This is a genomic window from Streptomyces sp. NPDC091972 (assembly GCF_044756385.1).
GTDB lineage: Bacteria > Actinomycetota > Actinomycetes > Streptomycetales > Streptomycetaceae > Streptomyces.
The window spans coordinates 26586-47937 of the sequence record NZ_JBIVSV010000019.1 but is presented as its reverse complement, the minus strand read 5'-3'; the positions used below and the strand labels follow the sequence as shown (position 1 = coordinate 47937).

At 73.1% G+C, this 21352-nt stretch carries 24 protein-coding genes; 9 read left to right on the top strand and 15 right to left on the bottom strand.

The window, feature by feature from the left end; all coding sequences use genetic code 11:
- Positions 1 to 103: 103 nt before the first annotated feature.
- From ACIQJT_RS38425 to ACIQJT_RS38415, 3 genes are read left to right on the top strand one after another with little or no spacing between them, the layout of a single operon-like run.
- Positions 104 to 583, top strand: coding sequence for a hypothetical protein (locus tag ACIQJT_RS38425; RefSeq protein WP_402650234.1), 480 nt, complete (start codon positions 104 to 106; stop codon positions 581 to 583).
- On the top strand, positions 583 to 3342 hold the full coding sequence (locus tag ACIQJT_RS38420; RefSeq protein ID WP_402650233.1) for an ATP-binding cassette domain-containing protein: 2760 nt from the start codon (positions 583 to 585) through the stop codon (positions 3340 to 3342). Before ACIQJT_RS38425 ends, ACIQJT_RS38420 begins: the two co-directional genes overlap by 1 nt.
- Positions 3339 to 4007 (top strand): ABC transporter ATP-binding protein, encoded by a 669-nt coding sequence (locus tag ACIQJT_RS38415; protein ID WP_402650232.1) that lies wholly within the window; start codon positions 3339 to 3341, stop codon positions 4005 to 4007. Before ACIQJT_RS38420 ends, ACIQJT_RS38415 begins: the two co-directional genes overlap by 4 nt.
- Positions 4008 to 4086: 79 nt before the next feature.
- Here the strand turns inward: ACIQJT_RS38415 and ACIQJT_RS38410 are convergent, their stop codons facing one another.
- Positions 4087 to 4728: a transglycosylase family protein gene (locus ACIQJT_RS38410; protein WP_402650231.1), complete on the bottom strand. Its 642-nt coding sequence runs from the start codon at positions 4726 to 4728 to the stop codon at positions 4087 to 4089.
- Between the two features lie 534 nt (positions 4729 to 5262).
- Here ACIQJT_RS38410 and ACIQJT_RS38405 point away from each other — a divergent pair.
- Together ACIQJT_RS38405 and ACIQJT_RS38400 are read left to right on the top strand one after the other, a co-directional pair.
- Positions 5263 to 6045, top strand: coding sequence for a hypothetical protein (locus ACIQJT_RS38405; protein WP_365457334.1), 783 nt, complete (start codon positions 5263 to 5265; stop codon positions 6043 to 6045).
- A gap of 61 nt (positions 6046 to 6106) precedes the next feature.
- Positions 6107 to 6430 carry a hypothetical protein gene (locus ACIQJT_RS38400; RefSeq protein WP_402650230.1) on the top strand — a complete coding sequence of 108 codons (324 nt, stop codon included), beginning with the start codon at positions 6107 to 6109 and terminating at the stop codon, positions 6428 to 6430.
- 49 nt (positions 6431 to 6479) lie between these two features.
- Here the strand turns inward: ACIQJT_RS38400 and der are convergent, their stop codons facing one another.
- From der to aroH, 6 genes are all read right to left on the bottom strand, one after another.
- Entirely contained in the window at positions 6480 to 7961 is a 1482-nt protein-coding gene (der, locus tag ACIQJT_RS38395; protein ID WP_365457328.1) for a ribosome biogenesis GTPase Der, read from the bottom strand.
- A gap of 79 nt (positions 7962 to 8040) precedes the next feature.
- Entirely contained in the window at positions 8041 to 8628 is a 588-nt protein-coding gene (locus ACIQJT_RS38390) for a lysophospholipid acyltransferase family protein (RefSeq protein WP_365457983.1), read from the bottom strand.
- A 53-nt stretch (positions 8629 to 8681) separates the two neighbouring features.
- The gene (cmk, locus tag ACIQJT_RS38385; protein WP_365457325.1) at positions 8682 to 9368 is read right to left on the bottom strand and encodes a (d)CMP kinase; all 687 of its coding nucleotides are present in this window, start codon (positions 9366 to 9368) and stop codon (positions 8682 to 8684) included.
- Positions 9369 to 9471: 103 nt separating this feature from the next.
- The gene (locus tag ACIQJT_RS38380; protein ID WP_402650229.1) at positions 9472 to 9765 is read right to left on the bottom strand and encodes a hypothetical protein; all 294 of its coding nucleotides are present in this window, start codon (positions 9763 to 9765) and stop codon (positions 9472 to 9474) included.
- 63 nt (positions 9766 to 9828) lie between these two features.
- On the bottom strand, positions 9829 to 10914 hold the full coding sequence (locus tag ACIQJT_RS38375; RefSeq protein ID WP_402650228.1) for a prephenate dehydrogenase: 1086 nt from the start codon (positions 10912 to 10914) through the stop codon (positions 9829 to 9831).
- A complete protein-coding gene (aroH, locus tag ACIQJT_RS38370; protein ID WP_365457319.1) occupies positions 10911 to 11273 on the bottom strand; it encodes a chorismate mutase in 363 nt (120 codons plus the stop codon). The genes ACIQJT_RS38375 and aroH overlap by 4 nt, the downstream gene beginning before the upstream one ends.
- 231 nt (positions 11274 to 11504) lie before the next feature.
- Between aroH and ACIQJT_RS38365 the strand changes: the two genes are divergently transcribed.
- Genes ACIQJT_RS38365 through ACIQJT_RS38350 form a run of 4 tightly spaced genes read left to right on the top strand, consistent with a single transcriptional unit; the run spans position 11505 to position 13722 of the window.
- Positions 11505 to 12185, top strand: a complete 681-nt coding sequence (locus ACIQJT_RS38365) for a hypothetical protein (RefSeq protein ID WP_402650227.1) — start codon at positions 11505 to 11507, stop codon at positions 12183 to 12185.
- Between the two features lie 21 nt (positions 12186 to 12206).
- Positions 12207 to 12788, top strand: a complete 582-nt coding sequence (locus ACIQJT_RS38360; RefSeq protein WP_402650226.1) for a DUF6529 family protein — start codon at positions 12207 to 12209, stop codon at positions 12786 to 12788.
- Positions 12785 to 13192 (top strand): Rieske (2Fe-2S) protein, encoded by a 408-nt coding sequence (locus tag ACIQJT_RS38355; RefSeq protein WP_365457310.1) that lies wholly within the window; start codon positions 12785 to 12787, stop codon positions 13190 to 13192. The genes ACIQJT_RS38360 and ACIQJT_RS38355 overlap by 4 nt, the downstream gene beginning before the upstream one ends.
- 38 nt (positions 13193 to 13230) lie before the next feature.
- On the top strand, positions 13231 to 13722 hold the full coding sequence (locus tag ACIQJT_RS38350) for a GNAT family N-acetyltransferase (RefSeq protein ID WP_365457307.1): 492 nt from the start codon (positions 13231 to 13233) through the stop codon (positions 13720 to 13722).
- A gap of 35 nt (positions 13723 to 13757) precedes the next feature.
- Here the strand turns inward: ACIQJT_RS38350 and ACIQJT_RS38345 are convergent, their stop codons facing one another.
- From ACIQJT_RS38345 to ACIQJT_RS38310, 8 genes are all read right to left on the bottom strand, one after another.
- Positions 13758 to 14774 carry an ADP-ribosylglycohydrolase family protein gene (locus ACIQJT_RS38345; protein WP_402650225.1) on the bottom strand — a complete coding sequence of 339 codons (1017 nt, stop codon included), beginning with the start codon at positions 14772 to 14774 and terminating at the stop codon, positions 13758 to 13760.
- The gene (locus ACIQJT_RS38340) at positions 14771 to 15499 is read right to left on the bottom strand and encodes an NUDIX domain-containing protein (RefSeq protein WP_365457301.1); all 729 of its coding nucleotides are present in this window, start codon (positions 15497 to 15499) and stop codon (positions 14771 to 14773) included. Before ACIQJT_RS38340 ends, ACIQJT_RS38345 begins: the two co-directional genes overlap by 4 nt.
- Positions 15500 to 15620: 121 nt before the next feature.
- Entirely contained in the window at positions 15621 to 16166 is a 546-nt protein-coding gene (locus ACIQJT_RS38335) for a TIGR03086 family metal-binding protein (protein WP_402650224.1), read from the bottom strand.
- Between the two features lie 252 nt (positions 16167 to 16418).
- A complete protein-coding gene (locus tag ACIQJT_RS38330; RefSeq protein ID WP_365457295.1) occupies positions 16419 to 17561 on the bottom strand; it encodes a pseudouridine synthase in 1143 nt (380 codons plus the stop codon).
- Positions 17561 to 18214: an SMC-Scp complex subunit ScpB gene (scpB, locus tag ACIQJT_RS38325; protein ID WP_365457292.1), complete on the bottom strand. Its 654-nt coding sequence runs from the start codon at positions 18212 to 18214 to the stop codon at positions 17561 to 17563. The genes ACIQJT_RS38330 and scpB overlap by 1 nt, the downstream gene beginning before the upstream one ends.
- Positions 18211 to 19473 (bottom strand): segregation/condensation protein A, encoded by a 1263-nt coding sequence (locus ACIQJT_RS38320; RefSeq protein ID WP_402650223.1) that lies wholly within the window; start codon positions 19471 to 19473, stop codon positions 18211 to 18213. Before ACIQJT_RS38320 ends, scpB begins: the two co-directional genes overlap by 4 nt.
- A gap of 18 nt (positions 19474 to 19491) precedes the next feature.
- Positions 19492 to 20067 (bottom strand): hypothetical protein, encoded by a 576-nt coding sequence (locus tag ACIQJT_RS38315; RefSeq protein WP_365457286.1) that lies wholly within the window; start codon positions 20065 to 20067, stop codon positions 19492 to 19494.
- Positions 20052 to 21179, bottom strand: coding sequence for a ParA family protein (locus tag ACIQJT_RS38310; protein WP_365457283.1), 1128 nt, complete (start codon positions 21177 to 21179; stop codon positions 20052 to 20054). Before ACIQJT_RS38310 ends, ACIQJT_RS38315 begins: the two co-directional genes overlap by 16 nt.
- Positions 21180 to 21352: the final 173 nt, after the last annotated feature.

The window sequence follows — 21352 nt, the reverse complement described above, 5'->3', positions numbered from 1 at the left end:
GGTCCGGGCCACGTGCGCCCGGTGCTTTCAGGGTCAGCTTCAAGAAGGCATAGTGCAAGCGATTGGCTTACATGGACAGGCATGCGACATGTGGGAGCCAGAGATGCGGACAGCCCGACTGCGGACCGTGCACCCCGTCCTGTGGGCGGGCTGGGCCGCGCTCGCCGCGGGCGCGGTGCTGTGCGTCCTCGGCTGGTACGGCGTCTCGGGTGAGCGTTTCGCCGAGCGGCAGGTGCCCTACCTCGCCTCCTGCACGGTGCCCGGGGCCGCGCTGATCGTCGCCGGGGCGGTGCTCCTCACCCACGGCCGGGGCGCGCTCGCCGCCGCGCGCGTCGAGGAGCTGTACGGCCTCCTGGTCGCCGAGGAGCCCGCCGGAGCCGCGGGGGAGCCCGGTACGGCGGCCGGCGCGCCCCTGGCGGTCAGCGGGGACCTGCTGATGGTGCCCGGCGGCACCCTCTGGCACCGCGCGGACTGTCCGCTGGTCGCCGGGAAGGCGGAGTCGGTGCCGGTGGACGCCAAGCTGCTGGCGAGCGGCGAGCTGGGCCCCTGCCCGATCTGCGAGCCGGTCGAGGAAACCGACTGATGTCGTCGCTGACCTACGACCTGACCCTCGCCGGGTTGTCGGTCGGCGCCGCGGCCGCGCTCACCGGGATCGGCCTGATCGTGACGTACCGGGCGACCGGGGTGCTGAACTTCGCCCACGGGGCGGTCGCGATGGTGTGCGCGTACGTACTGCGGCAGTGCGTGGTGGAGTGGGGCTGGCCGCTGTGGGCCGGGGCGGCGGCGACCCTGCTGGTCCTGGCGCCGGCCCTGGGCGTGCTGCTGGAGCGGTTCGTCTTCCGGCCCCTGGCGGTCCTGGGCGGCGACCCCGCCCAGACCCTGGTGGCCTCGCTCGGCGTCTTCGTGCTGCTGGTGGGCGGGGCCGCGCTGCTGTGGGGCCAGGGCGCCCGGGACGACGCCCCGGAGCTGGTGCCGGCGGACCCGTGGGGGCAGCTCGCGGTGGTCCTGGTCCTGGCGGCGGGCGTCGGGGGCGTGATCCGCTGGACGCGTTTCGGGCGGGAGCTGCGGGCCGTCGTGGACGACCGCGGGCTGGCCGTGCTCGGCGGGATCGACGCCGACCGGGTGGCGGCGGCCGGCTGGGCGTTCGGGTCGTTCACGGCGGGCCTGACGGGCGTGCTGCTGGCTCCTTACGTCCGCCTGGACCCGTACGGGCTGCCCCTGCTCGTCATGGAGGTGGTGGCGGTCGCGGTGGTCGCGCGCATGCGCAGCCTGCCGGTGGCGGTGGTGGCGGCGCTGGCCGTCGGGGTGGCGCAGAGCCAGCTCACCCGGCTGCACCCCTCGGGCCGCTTCGAGCCGTTGCTCCAGGCGGTGGGGTCGAACCTGTTCGTCGTGGCCCTCCTCGTCGCGGCCCTGGCCCTGCCCGGCGTCGGCACCCGGGACGTGCTCCCGCGGACGGCCACCGCGCGCGTGCCCACGCCGCCGGGCGCGTGGATCGTCGCGGCGGTGCTGTTCCTGCTCCCGCTGGGCTTCGCGGGCTCGGACCTGCACACGTCGGTCCAGGTCCCGGCGCTGGGCGTGGTGCTGCTCTCCCTGGTGGTCGTGACCGGCAGAGGCGGCCAGATCTCCCTCGGCCAGGCGGCCTACGCCGGCCTGGGCGCCCTGTTCACGGCTCTGCTGGCGGCGGGCCGCTTCCCCGGCCTGCCCCGCCTGCCGGAACTGGCCGCGCTGGCGACGGCGGTCGTCCTGGTGGCCCCCCTGGGCCTGCTGACGGGCTGGCCGGCGATCACCCGCCGGGGTCTCGCGCTGGCCCTCGCGACCTTCGCGGTCGGCGTCGGGGTGAGCCGCTTCGTCTTCGCCCAGCCGTACGCCACCTCCGGCCTGTCCCTGGACCGCCCCCACGGCTTCGACGGCGACCGCGCGTACTACGTCCTGGAGCTGGCCCTGCTGGCGCTCGCCCTGCTGGCGACCCGCGCGCTGCGCAGGGGCCGCACGGGCCGGGCCCTGGCCGCCCTGCGCGACCACGAGTCCGGGGCCTCGGCCGCGGGCGTCCGGGTCCCCGCCCTGAAGCTGCTCGCCTTCGTGGCGGGCGCCGCGCTGGCCGCCCTGGGCGGCGGCATGCTCGGCATGGGCCTGCGCGCCTTCGACCCCACCGCCTACGACCCCGTCCGCGGCCTCCTCTGGTTCGCCGCGGTGGTCGTCCTGGGCGCCGACAGCACCCTGGGCGCCCTGGCGGCCGCGGCTCTGCTGGTCGGCCTGGACGCGGGGGCGCGCGGCGGGGTCGCGGCGGCGCTGATCGGCGTGCTGGCGGTACTGGTGGGCCGCTTCCCCGGGGGACCGTACGAGGCGGTACGAGCACTGAGGGTGCGGCTGAGGCCGACCGGCCCGGCGGTCCTCACCCCTTCGGGAGCCAGGGTGAGACGACATCTCCACAGGCCACCCCTCCGCGCCCCCGCACATGGGCCGGCGCCCGCACAGGGCCTCACCCCCGCAAACGGCACCACCGCACCCGCGCCCGCCGAGAACGCCGCCCGCATGGGCACGCCCGCCCCCGCCGACGGCGCTCCACCCTCACAGGGGTCACGCGCACCCGACCGTGAACGCGGCACGGGTGGTGCGGGTGGGTGCACGAACCCGGCCGGCGGCCGGCCAGTCCTCACCGCCCACGACCTCCACGCCCGCTACGACGGCTTCACCGCGCTCGCCGGAGTCGACCTGACCGTCCCACCCGGCCGCATCACCGCGATCATCGGCCCCAACGGCGCCGGGAAGTCCACGCTGTTCCACTGCCTGGCAGGAACGATCCGCCCCACCCGAGGCCAGGTCCGCTACGCCGACCGCGACATCACCCACCTCTCCGCCCACGCCCGCACCCGCCTCGGCATCGCCCGCACCTTCCAGCAACTCGCCGTCTTCCCGACCTTGACCGTGGCCGAGAACATCCAGGTGGGCGCGGAACAGGGACGGGTCCCGGACCCGGCAGCGCCGGACCGCGCCCTGAGGCTGTTCGGTCTGCACGGCCGCCTGCGCGACGCCCCCGCCGCCGGCCTGCCCACCGGCACCCTCCGCCGCGTGGAACTCGCCCGGGCCCTCGCCGGCTCCCCCCACGTCCTCCTCCTCGACGAACCCGCCGCCGGCCTGGACACCGCCGAGGTGACCGCCCTGACCCGCGTCCTGCGGGCCCTCGCGGCGGACGGCACCGCCCTCCTCCTGGTCGAGCACGACCTCGACCTGGTCGCCGACCTCGCGGACGTCGTCCACGTCATGACTGCGGGCCGGGTCATCGCCTCCGGTCCTCCGGCCCACGTGCTGGACGCGCTCGACGCCCGGGAGACCGCCGTATGACCGCGAGGACCGCGAGGACCGCCGTGGCCCTGCGCCACGCGCGCGTGCGCTACGGCCCCCTGGAGGCCCTGCACGGCGTCACCCTCACCGCGCCCGGTCCCGGCCTCACCGTCCTGCTGGGCCGCAACGGCTCCGGCCGTACGACGGCACTGCGCGCCCTGGCCGGGACGGTGCCGCTCACCGACGGCAGCGTGCTGTGGGACGGCGTCGACGTGACCCGCGTACCGGCGTACGAGCGGGCCCGGCGCGGTCTGTGCCTGGTCCCCGAGCGGCAGGCGGTGTTCGGCACCCTCACCGTCCGCGAGAACCTCGAACTCGCCGCCCCCGACCCCGACCCGGCCCTGGACGCCTACCCGCAGCTCGCCCCCCTGCTGGCCCGCCGCGCCGGCACCCTCTCCGGCGGCGAGCAGCGCATGCTCGCGCTCTCCCGCGCCCTGCTGGCACGCGCGCGCGTGGTGCTCGTCGACGAACCCGCGCAGGGCATGTCCCCCGCGGTCGCGGCCCGCACGTACGAACTCCTCGGCGCGCTGGACGCGTGCGTGGTCGTGGCCGAGCAGCGGATCCCGCCCGCGCTGCACCGCCGGACCGCGATCGTGTACGAACTGCGGCGCGGTGCGGTGGTCTTCAGCGGTGAGGCGGCGGAGCTGCGGCCCGGGCGGCCCTGACCGCCCTGTGCGCCCGCACGCCCCGGGGCCCCGCCCGGTCGCAGGACCGGACGGGACCCCGTGCCCGTGCGTGGGGCACTCAGATCTCCAGGCGCTGACCGGGCACGATCACGTCGGGATCGGCGCCGATGACGGCCTTGTTGGCGGCGTAGAGCTTCTGCCAGGTGGTCCCGTGCCGGGCGGCGACCTCGCTCAGCGTGTCGCCCGCGCGGACGGTGTAGTCGCCGCGGGAGGCACCGCGGTCGGTGCGGTTCTGCGAACGGGCGGGTGCCTTCTCCTGTTCGGCGGGAGCGGCCTTGCCCGCGGACGAGGTCCGCGCCGGGTCCGAGGAGGCCGCGGGGGCGCTGCCGTACGCGCCGGCGCGGGCCGAGCAGGTCGGCCAGGCTCCCCAGCCCTGGGCGCGCTGGACCTTGGTGGCGACCGCGATCTGCTGTGACTTGGTGGCCTGGTCGGCGGTGGGCGCGTAGGCCGTGCCGCCGTACGCGCGCCAGGTGCCGGCGGAGAACTGGAGTCCGCCGTAGTAGCCGTTGCCGGTGCTGATGTGCCAGTTCCCGCCGCTCTCGCACTGGGCGATGCGGTCCCACACCCCGCCGTCCGCGGCCACCGAGTTGCCGGCCGCGGCCAGCAGCCCGAGGGGGGCGAGGAGGGCGGCCCCGGCGAGGGCCGCGGTGGTCCGGGTCCTACGAGCGCTGTCGCGCCCGGTATGCGCACATTCGGACATGTGATCCCCTCTCGAAGGACTCGGGGTCCCCCAAGACGGAACGCGCTCCCGGCACAGGGGCCGGGCGGTCGCGCTCCGCCCCGTCCGCCGGAGGTGGTGCGAGGTACGGCTTCGTGCGCCGACGGACGAACCCGAGCGGTGCTCGCTGCACACGGCGGAGGAATGTAGAGAGGCCGACCGGCCGGTATCAACCAACTCCTTGTCATTCCAGGCCAGTTCGCCGTTACCGCTGGTATCGGCGATTTCCGGCCACCCACTTCATTCCCTGATTTCCTGATTTGTCGACCAAGCGCCATGGCGATCTGTGACCCACTTCACGCACCCAACTCCCCTACCTTTCCCGGGTGTTGACGGTGAGTGCCGAATTCCGCACGAACTGTGACCCTGCGCTGTGGATGGTTCGATTCCGTTCGCCGTGGAGCGTGACTCCCGCCACAGATCACCCGTTGTCATCTTCATGAGCCCGGGACCGCCCGGTTCACGGGCCGGGAGCCACCCGGTCCCGCCACGCACCACTTCCCGAGGGAGCCACCCGTGCCGCGCATGCTCGACGTCAGCGACGAGGTACGCGCTGAGATCGGCGACGAAGAAGCCGACCGGCTGCTCGCCGGAGAGAACGCCCCCGGCAGCTACGACTGCACGTCCTGCCGCACCCAGGGCGACTCCGAACAGGAGCGCACCAGCACCGTCCTGTTCATCGGCGACGAGACCGCCGTGCTGGCCTTCGCCCACGCCACCTGCCTGCCCTCCCAGGTCGTCCAGGTCACCGAGGAGCAACTCCAGGGCGCGGTGAAGTCCATCACCGGCGACACCGTCGACCTGGAGCCGGACAAGGTCGTACCCCAGCAGGCGGTGCTCGGGGTGACCAGCGGACTCGTCCTGATCGCCGGGGAGTTGCACCCGGCGCTGGTCGTGGAGCCGACCGGGCCGATCGCGCGGCCGGGTGCCACGGGACGCGGCGACGACTTCCTGCCGCTGCTGATCGAGCAGGGGTTCATGCCGCTGACGGCGATCGAGTCGGTGCCGCCGGTGCTGCACGGGTGGTCGGTGCTGCTGGCGGTGGGACAACTGCACGCGGTGCTCCAGCCGTCGGCGGGCGGCGGGCAGCCGGTGGCCTGGTGGCAGGCGCACCAGCCGCTCCAGGTCACCGAGAGCTGGCGCGCCGCCGCCAACAAGCACCAGCAGGTGCTGATGTTCGCCGCGCCGGTGGGGTCCATCGGACGGCAGCCCCGCGAGGACCTGCTGCGGGACGCGCTGGACAAGGCCGCCGCGAACGGCAAGCTGGTCGCGGCCGCGATGCCGCTCGCGGGCACGTGAGCGCCGGCTGAGGGATCACGGCGAACCGCATCCCCGAGGTCCCGGTGTCGTTTGGACATACGTGCACCCATACGACGCTCCGCGCCGGTCCTCCGGCGGACCATCGGCCACGCCGATCTACGACGCGCTCTACTCCGAGTACGTCAAGACCTTCCGTTCGCTGCCGGGTGACCGCAGCGGCGAGGAGGAGCTGGGCTTCACCGCGTTCGGGAACATCCCGCACGCCTCGGGCTCGTTCAGCAGCTCGTACAGCGCCTACAGCGCGGGGGCGTTCAGCGCCCGCCAGCAGTCGCAGTGGCAGCGGGTGGGACACGTCGGGCAGCAGCACGGCCGGATGCACCACGTCCCGGCGGCGCTGCCACCCGGCCCCCGCAAAGGAACCTGACGCATGAGGAAGGGCGGCCCCGGCGGGGCCGCCCTTCCTCATGCGGACGTCACTTCTTCTTCGCACCGCGCTTCTCGCGCACCCGCACCGAGATGTGGATCGGGGTGCCCTCGAAGCCGAACTCCTCGCGCAGCCGGCGCTCGATGAAGCGCCGGTAGCCCGCCTCGATGAAGCCGGAGGCGAAGAGCACGAACCGCGGCGGCTTGGTGCCGGCCTGGGTGCCGAAGAGGATGCGCGGCTGCTTGCCGCCCCGGATCGGGTGCGGGTGGGCGGCGACCAGCTCACCGAGGAAGGCGTTCAGGCGGCCGGTCGGGACCCGCGTCTCCCAGCCCGCCAGAGCGGTCTCGATCGCGGGGACCAGCTTCTCCATGTGCCGGCCGGTGCGCGCGGAGACGTTGACGCGCGGCGCCCAGGCGACCTGGCCGAGCTCGGTCTCGATCTCCCGCTCCAGGTAATAGCGGCGCTCCTCGTCGAGGGTGTCCCACTTGTTGTAGGCGATGACGATCGCACGGCCCGCGTCGACGGCCATGGTGACGATCCGCTGGTCCTGGACCGAGATGGACTCGGAGCCGTCGATCAGGATGACCGCCACCTCGGCCTTCTCGACGGCGGCGGCGGTGCGCAGCGAGGCGTAGTAGTCGGCGCCCTGCTGGAGGTGGACCCGCTTGCGGATACCGGCGGTGTCGACGAACTTCCAGGTGACACCGCCGAGTTCGATCAGCTCGTCGACGGGGTCGCGGGTGGTGCCGGCCATCTCGTTGACGACGACCCGCTCCTCGCCGGCCACCTTGTTCAGCAGCGAGGACTTGCCGACGTTCGGGCGGCCGATCAGCGCGATCCGGCGCGGGCCGCCGATCCCGGCGCCGCCGAAGCTCTGCTCGGGCGCCTCCGGCAGGGCCTCCAGGACGGCGTCGAGCATGTCGCCGGTGCCCCGGCCGTGCAGCGCGGAGACGGGGTGCGGCTCGCCGAGCCCGAGGGACCACAGGTAGGAGGCGTCGGCCTCCCCGCTCGGCCCGTCGACCTTGTTGGCGCACAGCACCACGGGCTTGCCGGCCTTGCGCAGCAGTCGTACCACCGCCTCGTCGGTGTCGGTGGCACCCACCTTGGCGTCCACGACGAACACGACGGCGTCGGCGGCCTCGATGGCGTACTCGGCCTGCGCCGCCACGGAGGCGTCGATGCCGAGGACGTCCTGCTCCCAGCCGCCGGTGTCGACGACCTTGAAGCGGCGCCCCGCCCACTCGGCCTCGTAGGTGACGCGGTCACGGGTGACGCCGGGCTTGTCCTCCACGACGGCCTCGCGGCGCCCGATGATGCGGTTCACCAGAGTCGACTTGCCGACGTTCGGGCGCCCGACGACGGCGAGCACGGGCAGCGGACCGTGACCGGCCGCCTCGATGGCGCCCTCGACGTCCTCGATGTCGAAGCCCTCTTCCGCGGCGAGCTCCATGAACTCCGCGTACTCGGCGTCGCCAAGCGCCCCGTGGTCGTGCTCCTCGCCCGAGCCCTCGGAGTGGATGTGGTCGTTCATGAAGTCCGTACCTCGTTCATCGTGGTGATCGGTGGACCACCCGGCTCTTTCGCCGGGCTGATCCACTACTCAGTGTCGCCTAGCGCCCGGTCAGGCGCCTGGCGTTTTCCAGGTGGGCGCTGAGCTGCTTCTGGATGCGCTCGGTCGCCTCGTCGAGCGCCTTGCGGGTGCGCCGTCCGCTGCCGTCGCCCGCCTCGAAGGGGTCGCCGAAGACGACGTCGACCCGGCTGCGCAGCGGAGGCAGCCCCTTTATCAACCGTCCCGGCTTCTCGGAGCTTCCCAGTACCGCGACCGGGACGACCGGCGCACCGCTGCGCACCGCGAAGTACGCGAGCCCGGCGCGCAGGGAGGCGAAGTCGCCCTCGCCCCGGGTGCCCTCCGGGAAGATCCCGAGGACCCCGCCGGCCTTGAGGACGTCGAGCGCCCGCGTGATCGCCCCGCGGTCGGCGCCCGAACGGTCCACCTTGACCTGCCCGATGGCGGTCAGGAAGGGATCCAACGGCCCGACGAACGCCTCCTTCTTGATCAGGAAGTGCGTCGGCCGGGGCGCCACGCCCATGACCATGGGGCCGTCGATGTTGTGGGAGTGGTTGACGGCGAGGATCGCGGGACCGGTGGCGGGCATCCGCCAGGCGCCGAGCACCCGCGGCCGCCACAGCCCGTACATCAGCCCGACGCCGATGCGCCGGCCGACCTCGGCACCCTTCTCCGACGGAACGGTCACTTCCCGGCCCGCTTCTCCTCGACGAGGGTGACGACGCACTCGATGACCTGCGCGAGGGTGAGCTCGGTGGTGTCCACCTCGACCGCGTCGTCCGCCTTGGCCAGCGGCGAGGTCTTGCGGCTGGAGTCGGCCGCGTCCCGCTTGATCAGGGCCTCGCGGGTGGCCTGGACGTCGGCGCCCTTGAGCTCCCCGCTGCGGCGGGCGGCGCGGGCCTCCGGCGAGGCGGTGAGGAAGATCTTGAGGTCGGCGTCGGGCAGCACGGTCGTACCGATGTCCCGGCCCTCGACGACGATGCCCTTCTCGGCGGAGGTCGCGATCGACCGCTGGAGCTCGGTGATCCGGGCCCGCACCTCGGGCACCGCGCTCACGGCGCTGACCTTGGAGGTGACCTCCTGGCCGCGGATCGGACCGGCCACGTCGGTCCCGTCCACGGTGATCGTCGGGTTCTCCGGGTCGGTGCCGGAGACGATCTCCGCCTTCCCGGCCACGGCGGCGATCGCGGTCGGGTCCTCGATGTCGATCCCGTTGGTCACCATCCACCAGGTGATCGCCCGGTACTGGGCGCCGGTGTCCAGGTAGCTCAGCCCGAGCTGCGCGGCGACAGCCTTCGAGGTGCTCGACTTGCCCGTGCCGGAGGGGCCGTCGATGGCGACAATCACGGGCTGGGCGGCGCCGTTTTCCACGGGGGGACACCTTTCGGGGCGGTCTGGCGAGTGGTGTGGGGGCGCGACTGTGCCCCGCACCAGGTTACTGGGTGCGCGTCACTCGTCCGGACGCGTGGCCGACCTACGCCGACCGGGGCCGGGCGTCCGGGGGCGCCGGGGTCTCATGGGGGCCGGCGAGGACGTCCACGGGCACCGGGGCCGTACGGCAGCGGCAGGACCGCCCGGAGGCGAGGACGGAGTCCGGGACGTCAGCGCCGGACGCCGGCAGGCTCGTCCGGCGGGCGGGGACGGACACCGGGGCGCCGCCACCGCAGGGCGGCAGGCTCGACGGGAACCGGCAGGGCCGCAACAGGCCGCGAGGGCGCCGGGACGGCGGGAGCCCGGCGACCGCGAGGGCGTCCGGGGCGACACCCACAACCCGCACCACCGGCACCCCACACCACCGGCACCCCACACCACCGGCTCCCGCCGGATCCCCTCACTGCCGAATCGACCAGCCCCGCTCCCGCAGCGCGGCCGACAGCACGGGTGCGGCCTGCGGCTCCACCATCAGCTGGACCAGACCGGCCTGCTGCCCCGTCGCGTGCTCGATCCGCACGTCCTCGATGTTGACCCCCGCCCGGCCGGCGTCCGCGAAGATCCGCGCGAGCTGCCCCGGCTGGTCGTCGATGAGCACGGCCACGACCTCGTACACCCGGGGAGCGGACCCGTGCTTCCCGGGCACCCGCACCTGCCCGGCGTTCCCCCGCCGCAGCATGTCCTCGATCCCTGACGTGCCCTCGCCCCGCTTGGCCTCGTCGGCGGACTGGAGCGCCCGCAGCGCCTGCACGGTCTCCTCCAGGTCCCCAGCGAGTTCGGTGAGCAGATCGGCCACCGGGCCCGGGTTCGCGGAGAGGATGTCGATCCACATACCGGGGTCGGACGCGGCGATCCGGGTCACGTCCCGGATGCCCTGGCCGCACAGCCGTACGGCGGCCTCCTCGGCGTGCTCGAGCCGGGCGGCGACCATGCTGGACACCAGGTGGGGCATGTGCGAGACGAGCGCCACGGCTCGGTCGTGGGCGTCGGCGTCCATGACCACCGGCACCGCGCGGCAGTGCGAGACCAGTTCGAGCGCGAGGTTCAGCACCTCGGTGTCGGTGTCCCGGGTCGGGGTCAGCACCCAGGGCCGCCCCTCGAAGAGGTCCCCGGAGGCGGCCAGCGGCCCGGACTTCTCCCGCCCGGACATCGGGTGCGTGCCGATGTAGGAGGAGAGGTCGAGTCCGAGGCCCTCCAGCTCCCGCCGGGGCCCGCCCTTCACGCTGGCCACGTCGATGTACCCGCGGGCCGCGCCCCGCCGCATGGCGTCGGCGAGCACCCCCGCCACGTGCGCGGGCGGCGCGGCGACGATCGCGAGGTCCACGGGCCCCTCGGGCGCCTCGTCCGTGCCCGCGCCGAGCGCGGCGGCCGTGCGGGCCTGCTCGGGGTCGTGGTCGGCGAGGTGGACGGTGACTCCCCGCCCCGCCAGCGCCAGCGCGGCGGACGTCCCGATGAGCCCGGTCCCGATGACGAGTGCGGTCCTCACTGGGCGATGTCCTTGCGCAGGGCGGCCGCGGCGCCGAGGTAGACGTGCGCGATGTCGGCGCGGGGCCGGTCGGACTCGATGTGCGCGAGGACCCGGACGACCCGGGGCATGGCGCCCTCGATGTCCAGCTCCTGTGCGCAGATCAGGGGTACGTCGACGATGCCGAGCTTGCGGGCCGCGGCCGCCGGGAAGTCGCTGTGCAGGTCGGGCGTGGCCGTGAACCAGATGCTGATCAGGTCGTCCGCGGTCAGCTCGTTCCGCTCCATGATGGCGGTGAGCAGCGCCCCGACCTGCTCGTCCATGTGGCCGGCCTCGTCCCGTTCGAGTTGGACGGCGCCCCGGACCGCTCGTACCGCCACGGCTTTGCTCCTTGCTGATGTACAACCCGGCTCTCTGTCCGACCAGCCTAGTCAGCCCCCGCGGGGCGGGTGCGCGGCGCCCGCCTCCTGAGACGGCCTCCGGACCGTGCCGATGTCACCTGGATGTCGCAGTTCCGCCACTGGGCGTGAGAACGCCCCCGTGCGCCTCTGGACGCGGGATGCCGGGTCCGCTCTCATGGGCAGGAAACCCGCCTCGGGGGAGGCCCTTCCATGAAGCGTTCCGGACCGCTGCTGACACTGCTCGCGGGATTGCTGCTCGGCCTGTTCATGCTCTCGCTCAACGCCACCACGGGAGAGAAGCCGACCTCGGCCACCGTGCAGCCGTCCGCGTCCGGGAAGCCGTCGCCCGGCACCAAGGCGTCACCGGGCACCGCGCCGGCACAGCCGTCGGCACCGACCAGTCCGTCCCCGGCCCGGACCGCCGTGCCCGAGGGCGTCTACACGGGCCGCACGGACGACGACTCCTCGGCGGTCGCGATCACCGTGCGCGACGACAAGGCGATCGCGTACGTCTGCGACGGCCGCAACGTCGAGTCGTGGCTCCAGGGCGACGTGGAGGACGACGGCAGCCTGCGGCTCACCGGCAAGGGCGGCGCGAGCCTCGACGCCGGGGTGAAGGGCGCCAGGCAGATCCGCGGCACGGCCCACGTCGGCAGTGGAGGGTACGCCTTCACCATCGCCCGGACGGCGAAGTCGTCCGGGCTCTACCGGGCGAACGGCAACGTGGCCGGCGCGAGGATCGAAGGCGGCTGGATCGTCCTGCCGGACGGTGAGCAGGTCGGCATCCTCAAGCGTGACGGCAAGCCGTCCCCGGCACCGGAGATCGACCCGCAGACCGGTGCGGTGACGGTCGACGGGCAGCGGCTCACGGCCCGCCCGGTAACCCCCTGACCCAGCCCGAGGGAGCCGATCATGACCGTCGACCCGAATGCGGCCACCCAGAGCTGGCCCTCGCCCGAGCCCCGGCGCGGCCCCGGCGCGGCCCGCTATCTGGTCCCTGCCCTGGTCGCCGCCGCGGTCGCGGTCGCCCTGGGCGCCTACGGCAAGGTCCACGACCCGGCGGGGACGGCCTTCAACCTCGCCGGGTTCAGCAGCACCGGAGCGGTGAAGTCGTGGCTCGCGACGGCCGCGTTCTTCTTCGCCCTCGTACAGCTCGTCTCGGCGCTGATGGTGTACGGCAGGCTGCCGGGCCCGAGCTGGTCCGCCGCCCTGCACCGCTGGTCCGGCCGGGCGGCGTTCCTCCTCGCGGTGCCGGTCGCGGTGCACTGCCTGTACGCGCTGGGCTTCCAGTCGTACGAATCACGCGTTCTGTGGCACTCCCTGCTGGGTTGTTTCTTCTTCGGCGTGTTCAGTGCCAAGATGCTGCTGCTCCGCTCGGAGCGACTGCCCGGATGGCTGCTGCCGATCGTCGGCGGGCTCGTCTTCACCGCGCTCACGATCCTCTGGTTGACCTCCGCCCTCTGGTTCTTCCGCACCTTCGGAGTCACGACATGACGCACAGCCCGACGCGGCGCACGATCCTCCTCGCGACGGGCGCGGCCACGCTGGCCGTCGGCTGCGGCGAGTACGGCGACGAGAACGGCGACTCCGGGTCGAGTTCGGTGCAGGCCGGCACCGAACTGGCGAAGGCGAGCGAGATCCCGGTCGGCGGCGGGAAGATCTTCAAGGATGAGAAGGTCGTCGTCACCCAGCCGGAGAAGGGCGAGTTCAAGGCCTTCTCCAGCATCTGCACGCACCAGGGCTGCCAGGTGACCAGCGTGTCCGGCGGCACCATCAACTGCCCTTGTCACGGCAGCAAGTTCGACATCACCGACGGCTCGGTGGCCAACCCGCCGGCCGACCAGCCGCTGCCCGAGAAGCGGATCAAGGTCAGCGGGGACTCGATCGAGCTCGCCTAGGGCTCCGGCCCGGCGCACCGGCCGGGTGGAGTCGCGCGGTGCCCGAGCTGCAGCGGCTCCACGCCGGTCATGCCCCGGCGGTCCTGGCCTTCGAGCTGGTGAACCGCGCCTGCTTCGCCGCCTCGGTCTCCGACCGCGGCGACGCCTGCTTCGACCGGTTCACCGACCGGTTCGACGCCCTGCCGGCCGAACAGGAGGCCGGCGTCTGCGTTTTCCATGTGCTCGTCGCCGGGGACGGCTCGGTGCTGGGCCGGTTCAACCTGTACGACCTGGAGGACGGAACCGCCGTGCTGGGCTACCGGGTCGCGCGGCACGCGGCCGGCCGCGGCACGGCGACCGCGACCGTGCTGGAGCTGTGCGACCTGGCGGCGACCCGGTACGGACTGCGCACCCTGCGGGCGGCCACCGCCCACGCGAATGCCGCCTCCCGGAGGGTTCTGGTCAAGGCCGGGTTCGTCCCATTCGGTCCCGCTGAACTCGGCGGTAAGCCGGGCACCTGGTACCGGCGCCCGCTCACACCCCCGCGGTAGCCCGCAGCGACCGGCCAGGTCCGCCGGCCGAGGCGTCAGGCGTCCCAGAGCGCCCCGAGCGTCACCAGCTCGCTGCCGTACTCGATCCGGTCGGCCCACTCGGCGGGCCACGCCTCCGCTCCCAGATGGGCGCCCGCGAAGGCACCCGTCAGGCAGGCGATCGAGTCGGAGTCGCCGGAGCTGCACGCGGCCCGCCGCAGGGCCGTCAGCGGCTCGTCGGGGAACTGGAGGAAGCACAACAGCCCGGTTGCCAGGGCCTCTTCGGCGATCCAGCCCGCTCCGGTGGCCAGACACGGGTCGTCCTCGGGTGAGGCACCGCGCACGGCCTCGCCGAGCCGGTCGAGGACCGCGAGGCACTCGTCCCAGCCCCGCGCGATGAACTGCCCGGGCGTCGGGTCCTGGCTCCTCGTCCACAGGTCGCCGAGCCAGCGCTCGTGGTACTGGCCCCGGTTCGCCAGGGCGTACGACCGCAGCAGTGCGACCAGTTCGCCCGGTGCGGTGCCCTGCGCGAGCAGCCGTACGGCACGGGCGGTGAGGTCGGACGCGGCGAGTGCCGTCGGATGGCCGTGGGTGAGCGCGGCCTGCAACTGGGCGGCACCCGCCCGCTGTTCGTCACTGAGTCCCGGGACGAGTCCGACGGGAGCGACCCGCATGTTGGCGCCGCAGCCCTTGGAGCCGGTCTGGCTGGCGTACTGCCAGGGCAGCTCCGTGCGCTCCAGCAGGTCACAGGCCCTCAGGCAGGTGTTGCCCGGGGCGCGGTTGTTCTCCGGGGAGCGGTTCCACGCTATGAACTCCCGCCGGACCGGCTCCGCCATCTCGGGCCCGAGCACGCCCCGGTCCATCGCCGCCCGCAGCCCCCGGCCCACCGCCAGTGTCATCTGCGTGTCGTCGCTGACGACCGCGGGTGTGATCAGCTCCATCTCCCGCCAGGGCCCGCACTTGGCGAGGATCGACGGCACGTCGTTGAACTCGGTCGGGAAGCCGAGGGCGTCTCCGAGGGCGAGGCCGAGGAGGGTGCCGGTGGCGGCGCGCTTGGTCAGGATCATGGTCATGCGGGGCGTCCTTCCGGGGACGGTCGGAGGAGAGGGGGGCGCAGCGCGGTGGCCGGTCCTGCGCGGTAGAGCGCGGCCGGTTTGCCGCGGCCGCCGGTCAGTCGCGCGGCGCCGGGGACGGCCTCGACGAAGCCGGGCGTGGCGAGCACCTTGCGGCGGAAGTTGGGCCGGTCCAGGGCGCTGCCCCACACGGTCTCGTACACCTGCTGGAGCTCACCGAGGGTGAACTCGGGCGGGCAGAAGGCGGTGGCGAGGCAGGTGGACTCGAGCTGGGCGCCGACGTGTTCGCGGGCGTCGGCCAGGATGCGGTCGTGGTCGAACGCGAGCGGCCCGGCTTGGTCGTACGGCACCCAGCGGGCCTCGGCCGCGTCGCTGCCGCCGTGCGGTTCGGGCGGGTCGGGCAGCAGTGCGGCGAACGCGACGGAGACGACCCGCATCCGGGGGTCGCGGTCGGGCTCGCTGTAGGTCCGCACCTGCTCGAGGTGCAGCCCGGAGAGGTCCGACAGGCCGGTCTCCTCGGCGAGTTCGCGCCGGGCCGCGGTCTCCGCGGACTCGTCCGGGTGCACGAATCCGCCGGGCAGCGCCCGGTGTCCGGCGTACGGCTCCTGCCCCCGCTCCACGAGCAGCACGTGCAGGGCGCCTTCGGCGACCGTGAGGACGGCGAGGTCGACGGTGACGGCGAAGGGTTCGTGGGCGTACTTGTCGTAGCCGGGCGGAACGGACACACCCGCTCACCCCCTTTATGGTCAGAATGACCAATAGTCACTACGACTATAAAGAGGGCGCCCGGCTTCGGCAAGCCCCAAGAGTGCGTTGAGCGGAGCCTGGCCGCACACGAACCCGGGGTCAGCCGGCCTCTCGGAAGTCCCGCCCCAGGAACCCCAGAAGCCGGGCCTCGGGTCGCGCGCCGGAGGGCACGGCGACCGGAGCGCCGAACCGCACGCCCCGGTCCTCCTCCCCCACCACGCACTGGGCGACGGACAGGAGCTCGGCCGCGAGAGCCTCCGGGATGGGTCGCGGCCGGCCGCAGGACCGGGCCACGTCCCAGCCGTGCACGGTGATCTCGACGGCGCCGACGGCGGCCATCACGTGCACGTCCAGCGGGCGTCCACCCACCAGTACGCCCTCGGGCGGCCCGGCAGCCCAGGCGCCGAGCACGGCACACGCGCGTGTACGGAAACCGCAGACCCGGTCGGTCTGCGGGAGCAGTCCGATCCGCCCGCCGCTCAGCCCCTCGTACAGCGCGTCCAACGAGTCGTCGAGGTGCCCGAGCAGCTCGCCCAGATCCCATTCGGCGCACGGCGTGCCCCGGTCGAGCCCCACCTGCCGTGATCCCGCCACACTGCCCAGCGCGTAGGCGAGCGAGCGCTCCAGCAACTCCCCCGCGCTCATGACCGCACCTGCGCCGGAGCGCCCCAGCAGCCCCTCAGCGGCCGCCCGGACCTCTCCCGCTCCCCCGGCACCCCGCCGGGCCGTGCAGGCCGCACACAACCCTCCAGCGCCGCCGGACACGCCTCGCCACCGTTGCCGTTCCTCTGGTCCATCCCCACTCCCTCCGTCACGAATACAGACGTGCGGCGGGGCGAAAACGCATCGGCCGGCCCCGGAGCATTCCGGAACCGGCCGCACACGCGCGGGGAGGGACTACAGGTCGACTTCCTTCATCAGCATGCCGACCTCGGTGTTGGACAGCCGCCGCAGCCAGCCGGACTTCTGGTCGCCCAGGGTGATGGGGCCGAAGGCGACCCGGACCAGCTTGTCGACCGGGAAGCCCGCCTCGGCGAGCATCCGGCGCACGATGTGCTTGCGCCCCTCGTGCAGGGTGACCTCGACGAGGTAGTTCTTGCCGGTCTGCTCGACGACCCGGAAGTGGTCCGCCTTCGCGTACCCGTCCTCGAGCTGGATGCCGTCCTTGAGCCGCTTGCCCAGGTCCCGCGGGATCGGGCCCACGATGTGCGCGAGGTAGACCTTCTTGACGCCGTACTTGGGGTGGGTCAGCCGGTGGGCCAGCTCGCCGTGGTTGGTGAGCAGGATGACGCCCTCGGTCTCGGTGTCGAGCCGTCCCACGTGGAAGAGCCGCGTCTCACGGTTGGTGACGTAGTCGCCGAGGCACTGCCGGCCCTCGTTGTCCTCCATCGTGGAGACCACACCGGCGGGCTTGTTCAGCGAGAAGAACTGGTACGACTGCGTCGCCACCGTCAGGCCGTCGACCCTGACCTCGTCCTTCTCCGGGTCGACCCGCTTGCCCTGCTCCAGCACGATCTCGCCGTTGACCTCGACCCGCGCCTGCTCGATGAGCTCCTCGCAGGCCCGCCGCGAACCGTAGCCCGCGCGCGCGAGGACCTTCTGGAGCCGCTCGCCCTCCTGCTCTGCGCCCGGGAAGGTCTTGGGGAGCTTCACGTCCTTCTTGCCGGCGTACCGCTCCCGGTTGCGCTCCTCGGCCCGCGCCTCGTACTCGCGGGAGGTCGCCGGCACCCACCGGCCGCGCCCGGTGCCCTGGCCCTGCTTCGGCCCGCCCTTGGCACCGCCGCGCGCCGAGGCGCCGCGCCCCGACTTCGGGCCGTCCGGGGAGGCGCCGGGACCTACGTCGTAGCGGCGCTCCTCGGGGCGGGGCTTCTTCGGCCGGCCGCCCTGCTTGTCGTCGCGGTCGTTGCCGGCGCCGCGGTAGTTGCCGCGTCCTCCGGTGCTCCCGCCGCGACCACCGCTGTTCCCACCGCGGCCGCCGCTGTTGCCACCACGGCTCCCGCCGTTGTTTCCGCTGCTGTTCCTGCCGCTGCTGCTTCGCATCAAAGTTCCGTCTTGTCGTCTGCGTCCTCGGAATCCGGGGCGTCCGGATCGAACGACGGTACGGCCTCCTGGGTCTCGGCCTCGATCGCCTCCGCCTCCGGGAGGAAGGGCGCGAGCTCCGGGAGCTCGTCCAGACCGCGCAGGCCCATCCGCTCCAGGAAGTAGTTCGTCGTCACGTACAGGATCGCACCTGTTTCGGGTTCCGTCCCCGCCTCCGCCACCAGACCCCGCTGGAGCAGGGTGCGCATCACACCGTCGCAGTTCACTCCGCGCACCGCGGAGACCCTGCTGCGGCTGACCGGCTGGCGGTAGGCGACCACCGCGAGCGTCTCCAGGGCGGCCTGGGTGAGCCGGGCCTGCTGGCCGTCCAGGACGAACCGCTCCACCGCCGGGGCGTAGGCGGCCCGGGTGTAGAACCGCCACCCGTTCGCGACGTGCCGCAGCTCGAAGCCGCGCCCCTGGGCGGCGTACTCGCCGGCCAGCTCCCGCAGCGCCCTGGTGATCTGCCGCTTCGGCCGCTCCAGGATCTTCGCCAGGTGCTCCTCGGTCGCGGGCTCGTCCACGACCATGAGGACGGCCTCCAGGGCCGGCTTCAGATCGAGGTCGGCGACGCCCGGCGGTCCCGCCGGGACCTCGGTGGTCTCCTCGCTCACGCCTTGTCCTCCTTGGGCGGCTCGGGCGGTCGGTCGAACTCGTCGGTCACCATCGGCTCGGCCTCCCCCTCACCGCCGGTCCAGCGCACGAGCAGCTCCCCGAGCGCGGTCTCCTGGTCCAGCGCCACGGCCTTCTCCCGGTACAGCTCAAGGAGTGCGAGGAACCTCGCCACGACGGTCAGGGTGCCGTCGGCGTCCTCCACCAGCAGGCGGAAGCTGGCCTCACCGAGCTCCCTGAGCCGCGCGACCACGATCCCCGCCTGCTCCTGGACGCTCACCAGGGGCGCGTGGATGTGGTCGACGTACACCTGCGGCTTGGGCTTGGGCTGCATCGCCTTCACGGCGAGTTTCGCGAACCCCTCCGGCCCGATGCTGATGACGACCTCGGGCAGCAGGTCCGCGTGGTGGGGTTCGAGTCCGACGGTACGGGGGTAGCGCCGGGCCTCCTCGTCGAGCCGCCGGTTGAAGATGTCGGCGATCTGCTTGTAGGCGCGGTACTGGAGCAGCCGCGCGAAGAGCAGGTCCCGGGCTTCCAGGAGCGCCAGGTCGGCCTCGTCCTCCACCTGTGCGGCGGGCAGCAGCCGGGCCGCCTTCAGGTCGAGCAGGGTGGCCGCCACGACGAGGAACTCGGTCGTCTCGTCGAGGTCCCAGTCCGGCCCCATGGCCCGGATGTAGGACATGAACTCGTCGGTGACCTTGGAGAGCGCGACCTCGGTCACGTCCAGCTTGTGCTTGGAGATGAGCTGGAGGAGGAGGTCGAAGGGGCCCTCGAAGTTGGCGAGCCGGACCTTGAAGACCCCGTCGGCCTCACCCTCGCGCGAACCCGCAGGGGCGGCCTCGGACGCCGGGCCGATCTCCGGCACCGGACCGATCCCGGACGCCGCGACGGCCTCGGGCGCCGGGACGGTCTCGGACGCCGTAACCGCCTCAGGCGCGGTAACGGCCTCGGGCTCAGGCTCGGGTTCGGCCTCCACCACCGGCTCGGGCCCGGCCCCGGGTTCGGCCTCCACCACCGGCTCGGGCCCGGTCCCGGGTCCGGTCTCCACGACCGGCTCGGCCCCCGGCTCCGGACCCCGCTCCGGCAGAGCCCCGGGCTCCGGGACAGTCTCAGACCCCGCGCCCTCGGTCTCCGGCTCAGACGGGACCGGCATCGCCCCTGTCCCCGGCGCAAGCCGCGCAGCGCCCGGCCCCCGGCCCAGCGCACGCCGGCGTCCGGCGGAGCCGCCGGGGCCGGGGACGGAAGAGTCGTTCGAGGTCATGGCCCCCGCAGGCTACCGCTACCGCCCACGCAGCCGACGGACGAGGATGCTCGCGTCCCCGCGGGACTCCAGGTCGGCCAGCACCACGGCGACCGCCTCGCGGACGATCCGCCCGCGGTCCACCGCCAGCCCGTGCTCACCTCGGAGCACGAGACGGGCGTGCTCCAGATCCATGAGCTCCTCGGCCGACACGTACACGGTGATCTTCTCGTCGTGACGCTCGCGCCCACTGGGACGCCGGGCGGGCGACCTGCCGCGCTTGCCGCGCGGCTGCGCGCCGGCGGCGGGGGCAGAACCTTCCTGCGCCTCCTGACGTCGCGCGGTGCGCTCGGCGGCAGCGGCCCGGAGACGGGACTCGCCCGCCTCCGCGGACTCGGCGTCGGCCGCCACGTGCTCGGCCCCGTCACCGTCCCCGCCCTGCGCGGGCACGGACTGCGGCGCGTCCTCGGCCGCGGCCCCGTCGGACTCCCCCGCGGGAGCCGGTACCCGGGCCTCGCCGTTGGCCCCCCGCCGGGGAGTGGACGCCTGGAGCGCCATTCCCCCTGTCGTACGGAACAGTTCGTCGGCCCCCGGCAGACTCACTCGGCGTGACACCGGGCGAGCACCTCCCTGGCGAGCTGGCGATAGGCGGCGGCACCGACGGAGTTGGAGGCGTACGTGGTGATCGGCTCACCGGCGACCGTGGTCTCCGGGAAGCGCACCGTGCGCCCGATGACCGTGTGGTAGACGTGGTCGTCGAACGCCTCGACCACGCGGGCCAGGACCTCACGGCTGTGCACCGTGCGCGAGTCGTACATCGTGGCGAGGATCCCGTCGAGCTCCAGCTCCGGGTTGAGCCGCTCCTGGACCTTCTCGATGGTCTCCGTCAGCAGTGCGACACCACGCAGGGCGAAGAACTCGCACTCCAGAGGCACTATCACCTTGTGCGCGGCCGTCAGGGCGTTGACCGTGAGGAGGCCGAGCGAGGGCTGACAGTCGATCACGATGTAGTCGTAGTCGGCCATGAGCGGCTTCAGGGCGCGCTGCAATGTCGACTCGCGGGCGACCTCGGAGACCAGCTGGACCTCCGCCGCCGACAAGTCGATATTGCTCGGCAGCAGGTCCATGTTGGGGACCGCGGTCTTCAGCAGGACCTCGTCGGCCGCCATGCCCCGCTCCATGAGCAGGTTGTAGACGGTGAGGTCGAGCTCCATCGGGTTGACACCGAGACCCACCGACAGCGCGCCCTGCGGGTCGAAGTCCACGAGCAGCACGCGCCGGCCGTACTCCGCGAGCGCGGCACCCAGGTTGATGGTCGACGTGGTCTTGCCGACGCCGCCCTTCTGGTTGCACATCGCGATGATCTTCGCGGGGCCGTGGTCGGTCAGCGGGCCCGGGATCGGGAAGTACGGCAGCGGCCGGCCCGTCGGACCGACGCGCTCACGGCGCTGGCGGGCCGCGTCGGGCGCGAGCGTGGCCGCGTACTCCGGATCGGGCTCGTACTCGGCGTCGGGGTCGTAGAAGTGCCCCTCGGGCAGTTCGTCGTAGTCGGCGAAGTGGTTGTGGGGCGCGCCACTTCCGTCGCCGGCCATGGCGTTCACGTGATGGCCATCCATGCTCTGGTGTGCTGTCCGCACGGTCTGCGGACTCTGGTGGGCTGCGAAGGTGCGCACCGCGACGGAGCCGACAGCCTCGAACCCTGCGGGGCTCTGGGCCTCGGCAGGCATTCCTGGTTGACCACCCCCGGGAGAAAATGTCGACTCATTCACAAGTCGTCTTACCTCCTTGGTGACCAGGAAACTTCTAGACAAGGTCAGCGTGGCACCATGCCGACGGTTGGCGACTCTATGGCGTGTCGGGTGTTCACAGCAACACAATCCGCCGGACCCGGCAGGATGTG

Excerpts from the sequence above, each read along its gene's own strand:
- ACIQJT_RS38345 (WP_402650225.1), bottom strand. The coding sequence starts at position 14,774 with ATGACCATGATCCTGACCAAGCGCGCCGCCACCGGCACCCTCCTCGGC.
- ACIQJT_RS38320 (WP_402650223.1), bottom strand. The coding sequence starts at position 19,473 with ATGACCTCGAACGACTCTTCCGTCCCCGGCCCCGGCGGCTCCGCCGGA.
- ACIQJT_RS38390 (WP_365457983.1), bottom strand. The coding sequence starts at position 8,628 with ATGTACGGGCTGTGGCGGCCGCGGGTGCTCGGCGCCTGGCGGATGCCC.
- der (WP_365457328.1), bottom strand. The coding sequence starts at position 7,961 with ATGAACGACCACATCCACTCCGAGGGCTCGGGCGAGGAGCACGACCAC.
- ACIQJT_RS38355 (WP_365457310.1), top strand. The coding sequence starts at position 12,785 with ATGACGCACAGCCCGACGCGGCGCACGATCCTCCTCGCGACGGGCGCG.
- ACIQJT_RS38420 (WP_402650233.1), top strand. The coding sequence starts at position 583 with ATGTCGTCGCTGACCTACGACCTGACCCTCGCCGGGTTGTCGGTCGGC.
- ACIQJT_RS38335 (WP_402650224.1), bottom strand. The coding sequence starts at position 16,166 with ATGAGCGCGGGGGAGTTGCTGGAGCGCTCGCTCGCCTACGCGCTGGGC.
- ACIQJT_RS38330 (WP_365457295.1), bottom strand. The coding sequence starts at position 17,561 with ATGCGAAGCAGCAGCGGCAGGAACAGCAGCGGAAACAACGGCGGGAGC.
- ACIQJT_RS38415 (WP_402650232.1), top strand. The coding sequence starts at position 3,339 with ATGACCGCGAGGACCGCGAGGACCGCCGTGGCCCTGCGCCACGCGCGC.
- ACIQJT_RS38310 (WP_365457283.1), bottom strand. The coding sequence starts at position 21,179 with ATGCCTGCCGAGGCCCAGAGCCCCGCAGGGTTCGAGGCTGTCGGCTCC.
- ACIQJT_RS38365 (WP_402650227.1), top strand. The coding sequence starts at position 11,505 with ATGAAGCGTTCCGGACCGCTGCTGACACTGCTCGCGGGATTGCTGCTC.
- ACIQJT_RS38410 (WP_402650231.1), bottom strand. The coding sequence starts at position 4,728 with ATGTCCGAATGTGCGCATACCGGGCGCGACAGCGCTCGTAGGACCCGG.
- ACIQJT_RS38360 (WP_402650226.1), top strand. The coding sequence starts at position 12,207 with ATGACCGTCGACCCGAATGCGGCCACCCAGAGCTGGCCCTCGCCCGAG.
- ACIQJT_RS38425 (WP_402650234.1), top strand. The coding sequence starts at position 104 with ATGCGGACAGCCCGACTGCGGACCGTGCACCCCGTCCTGTGGGCGGGC.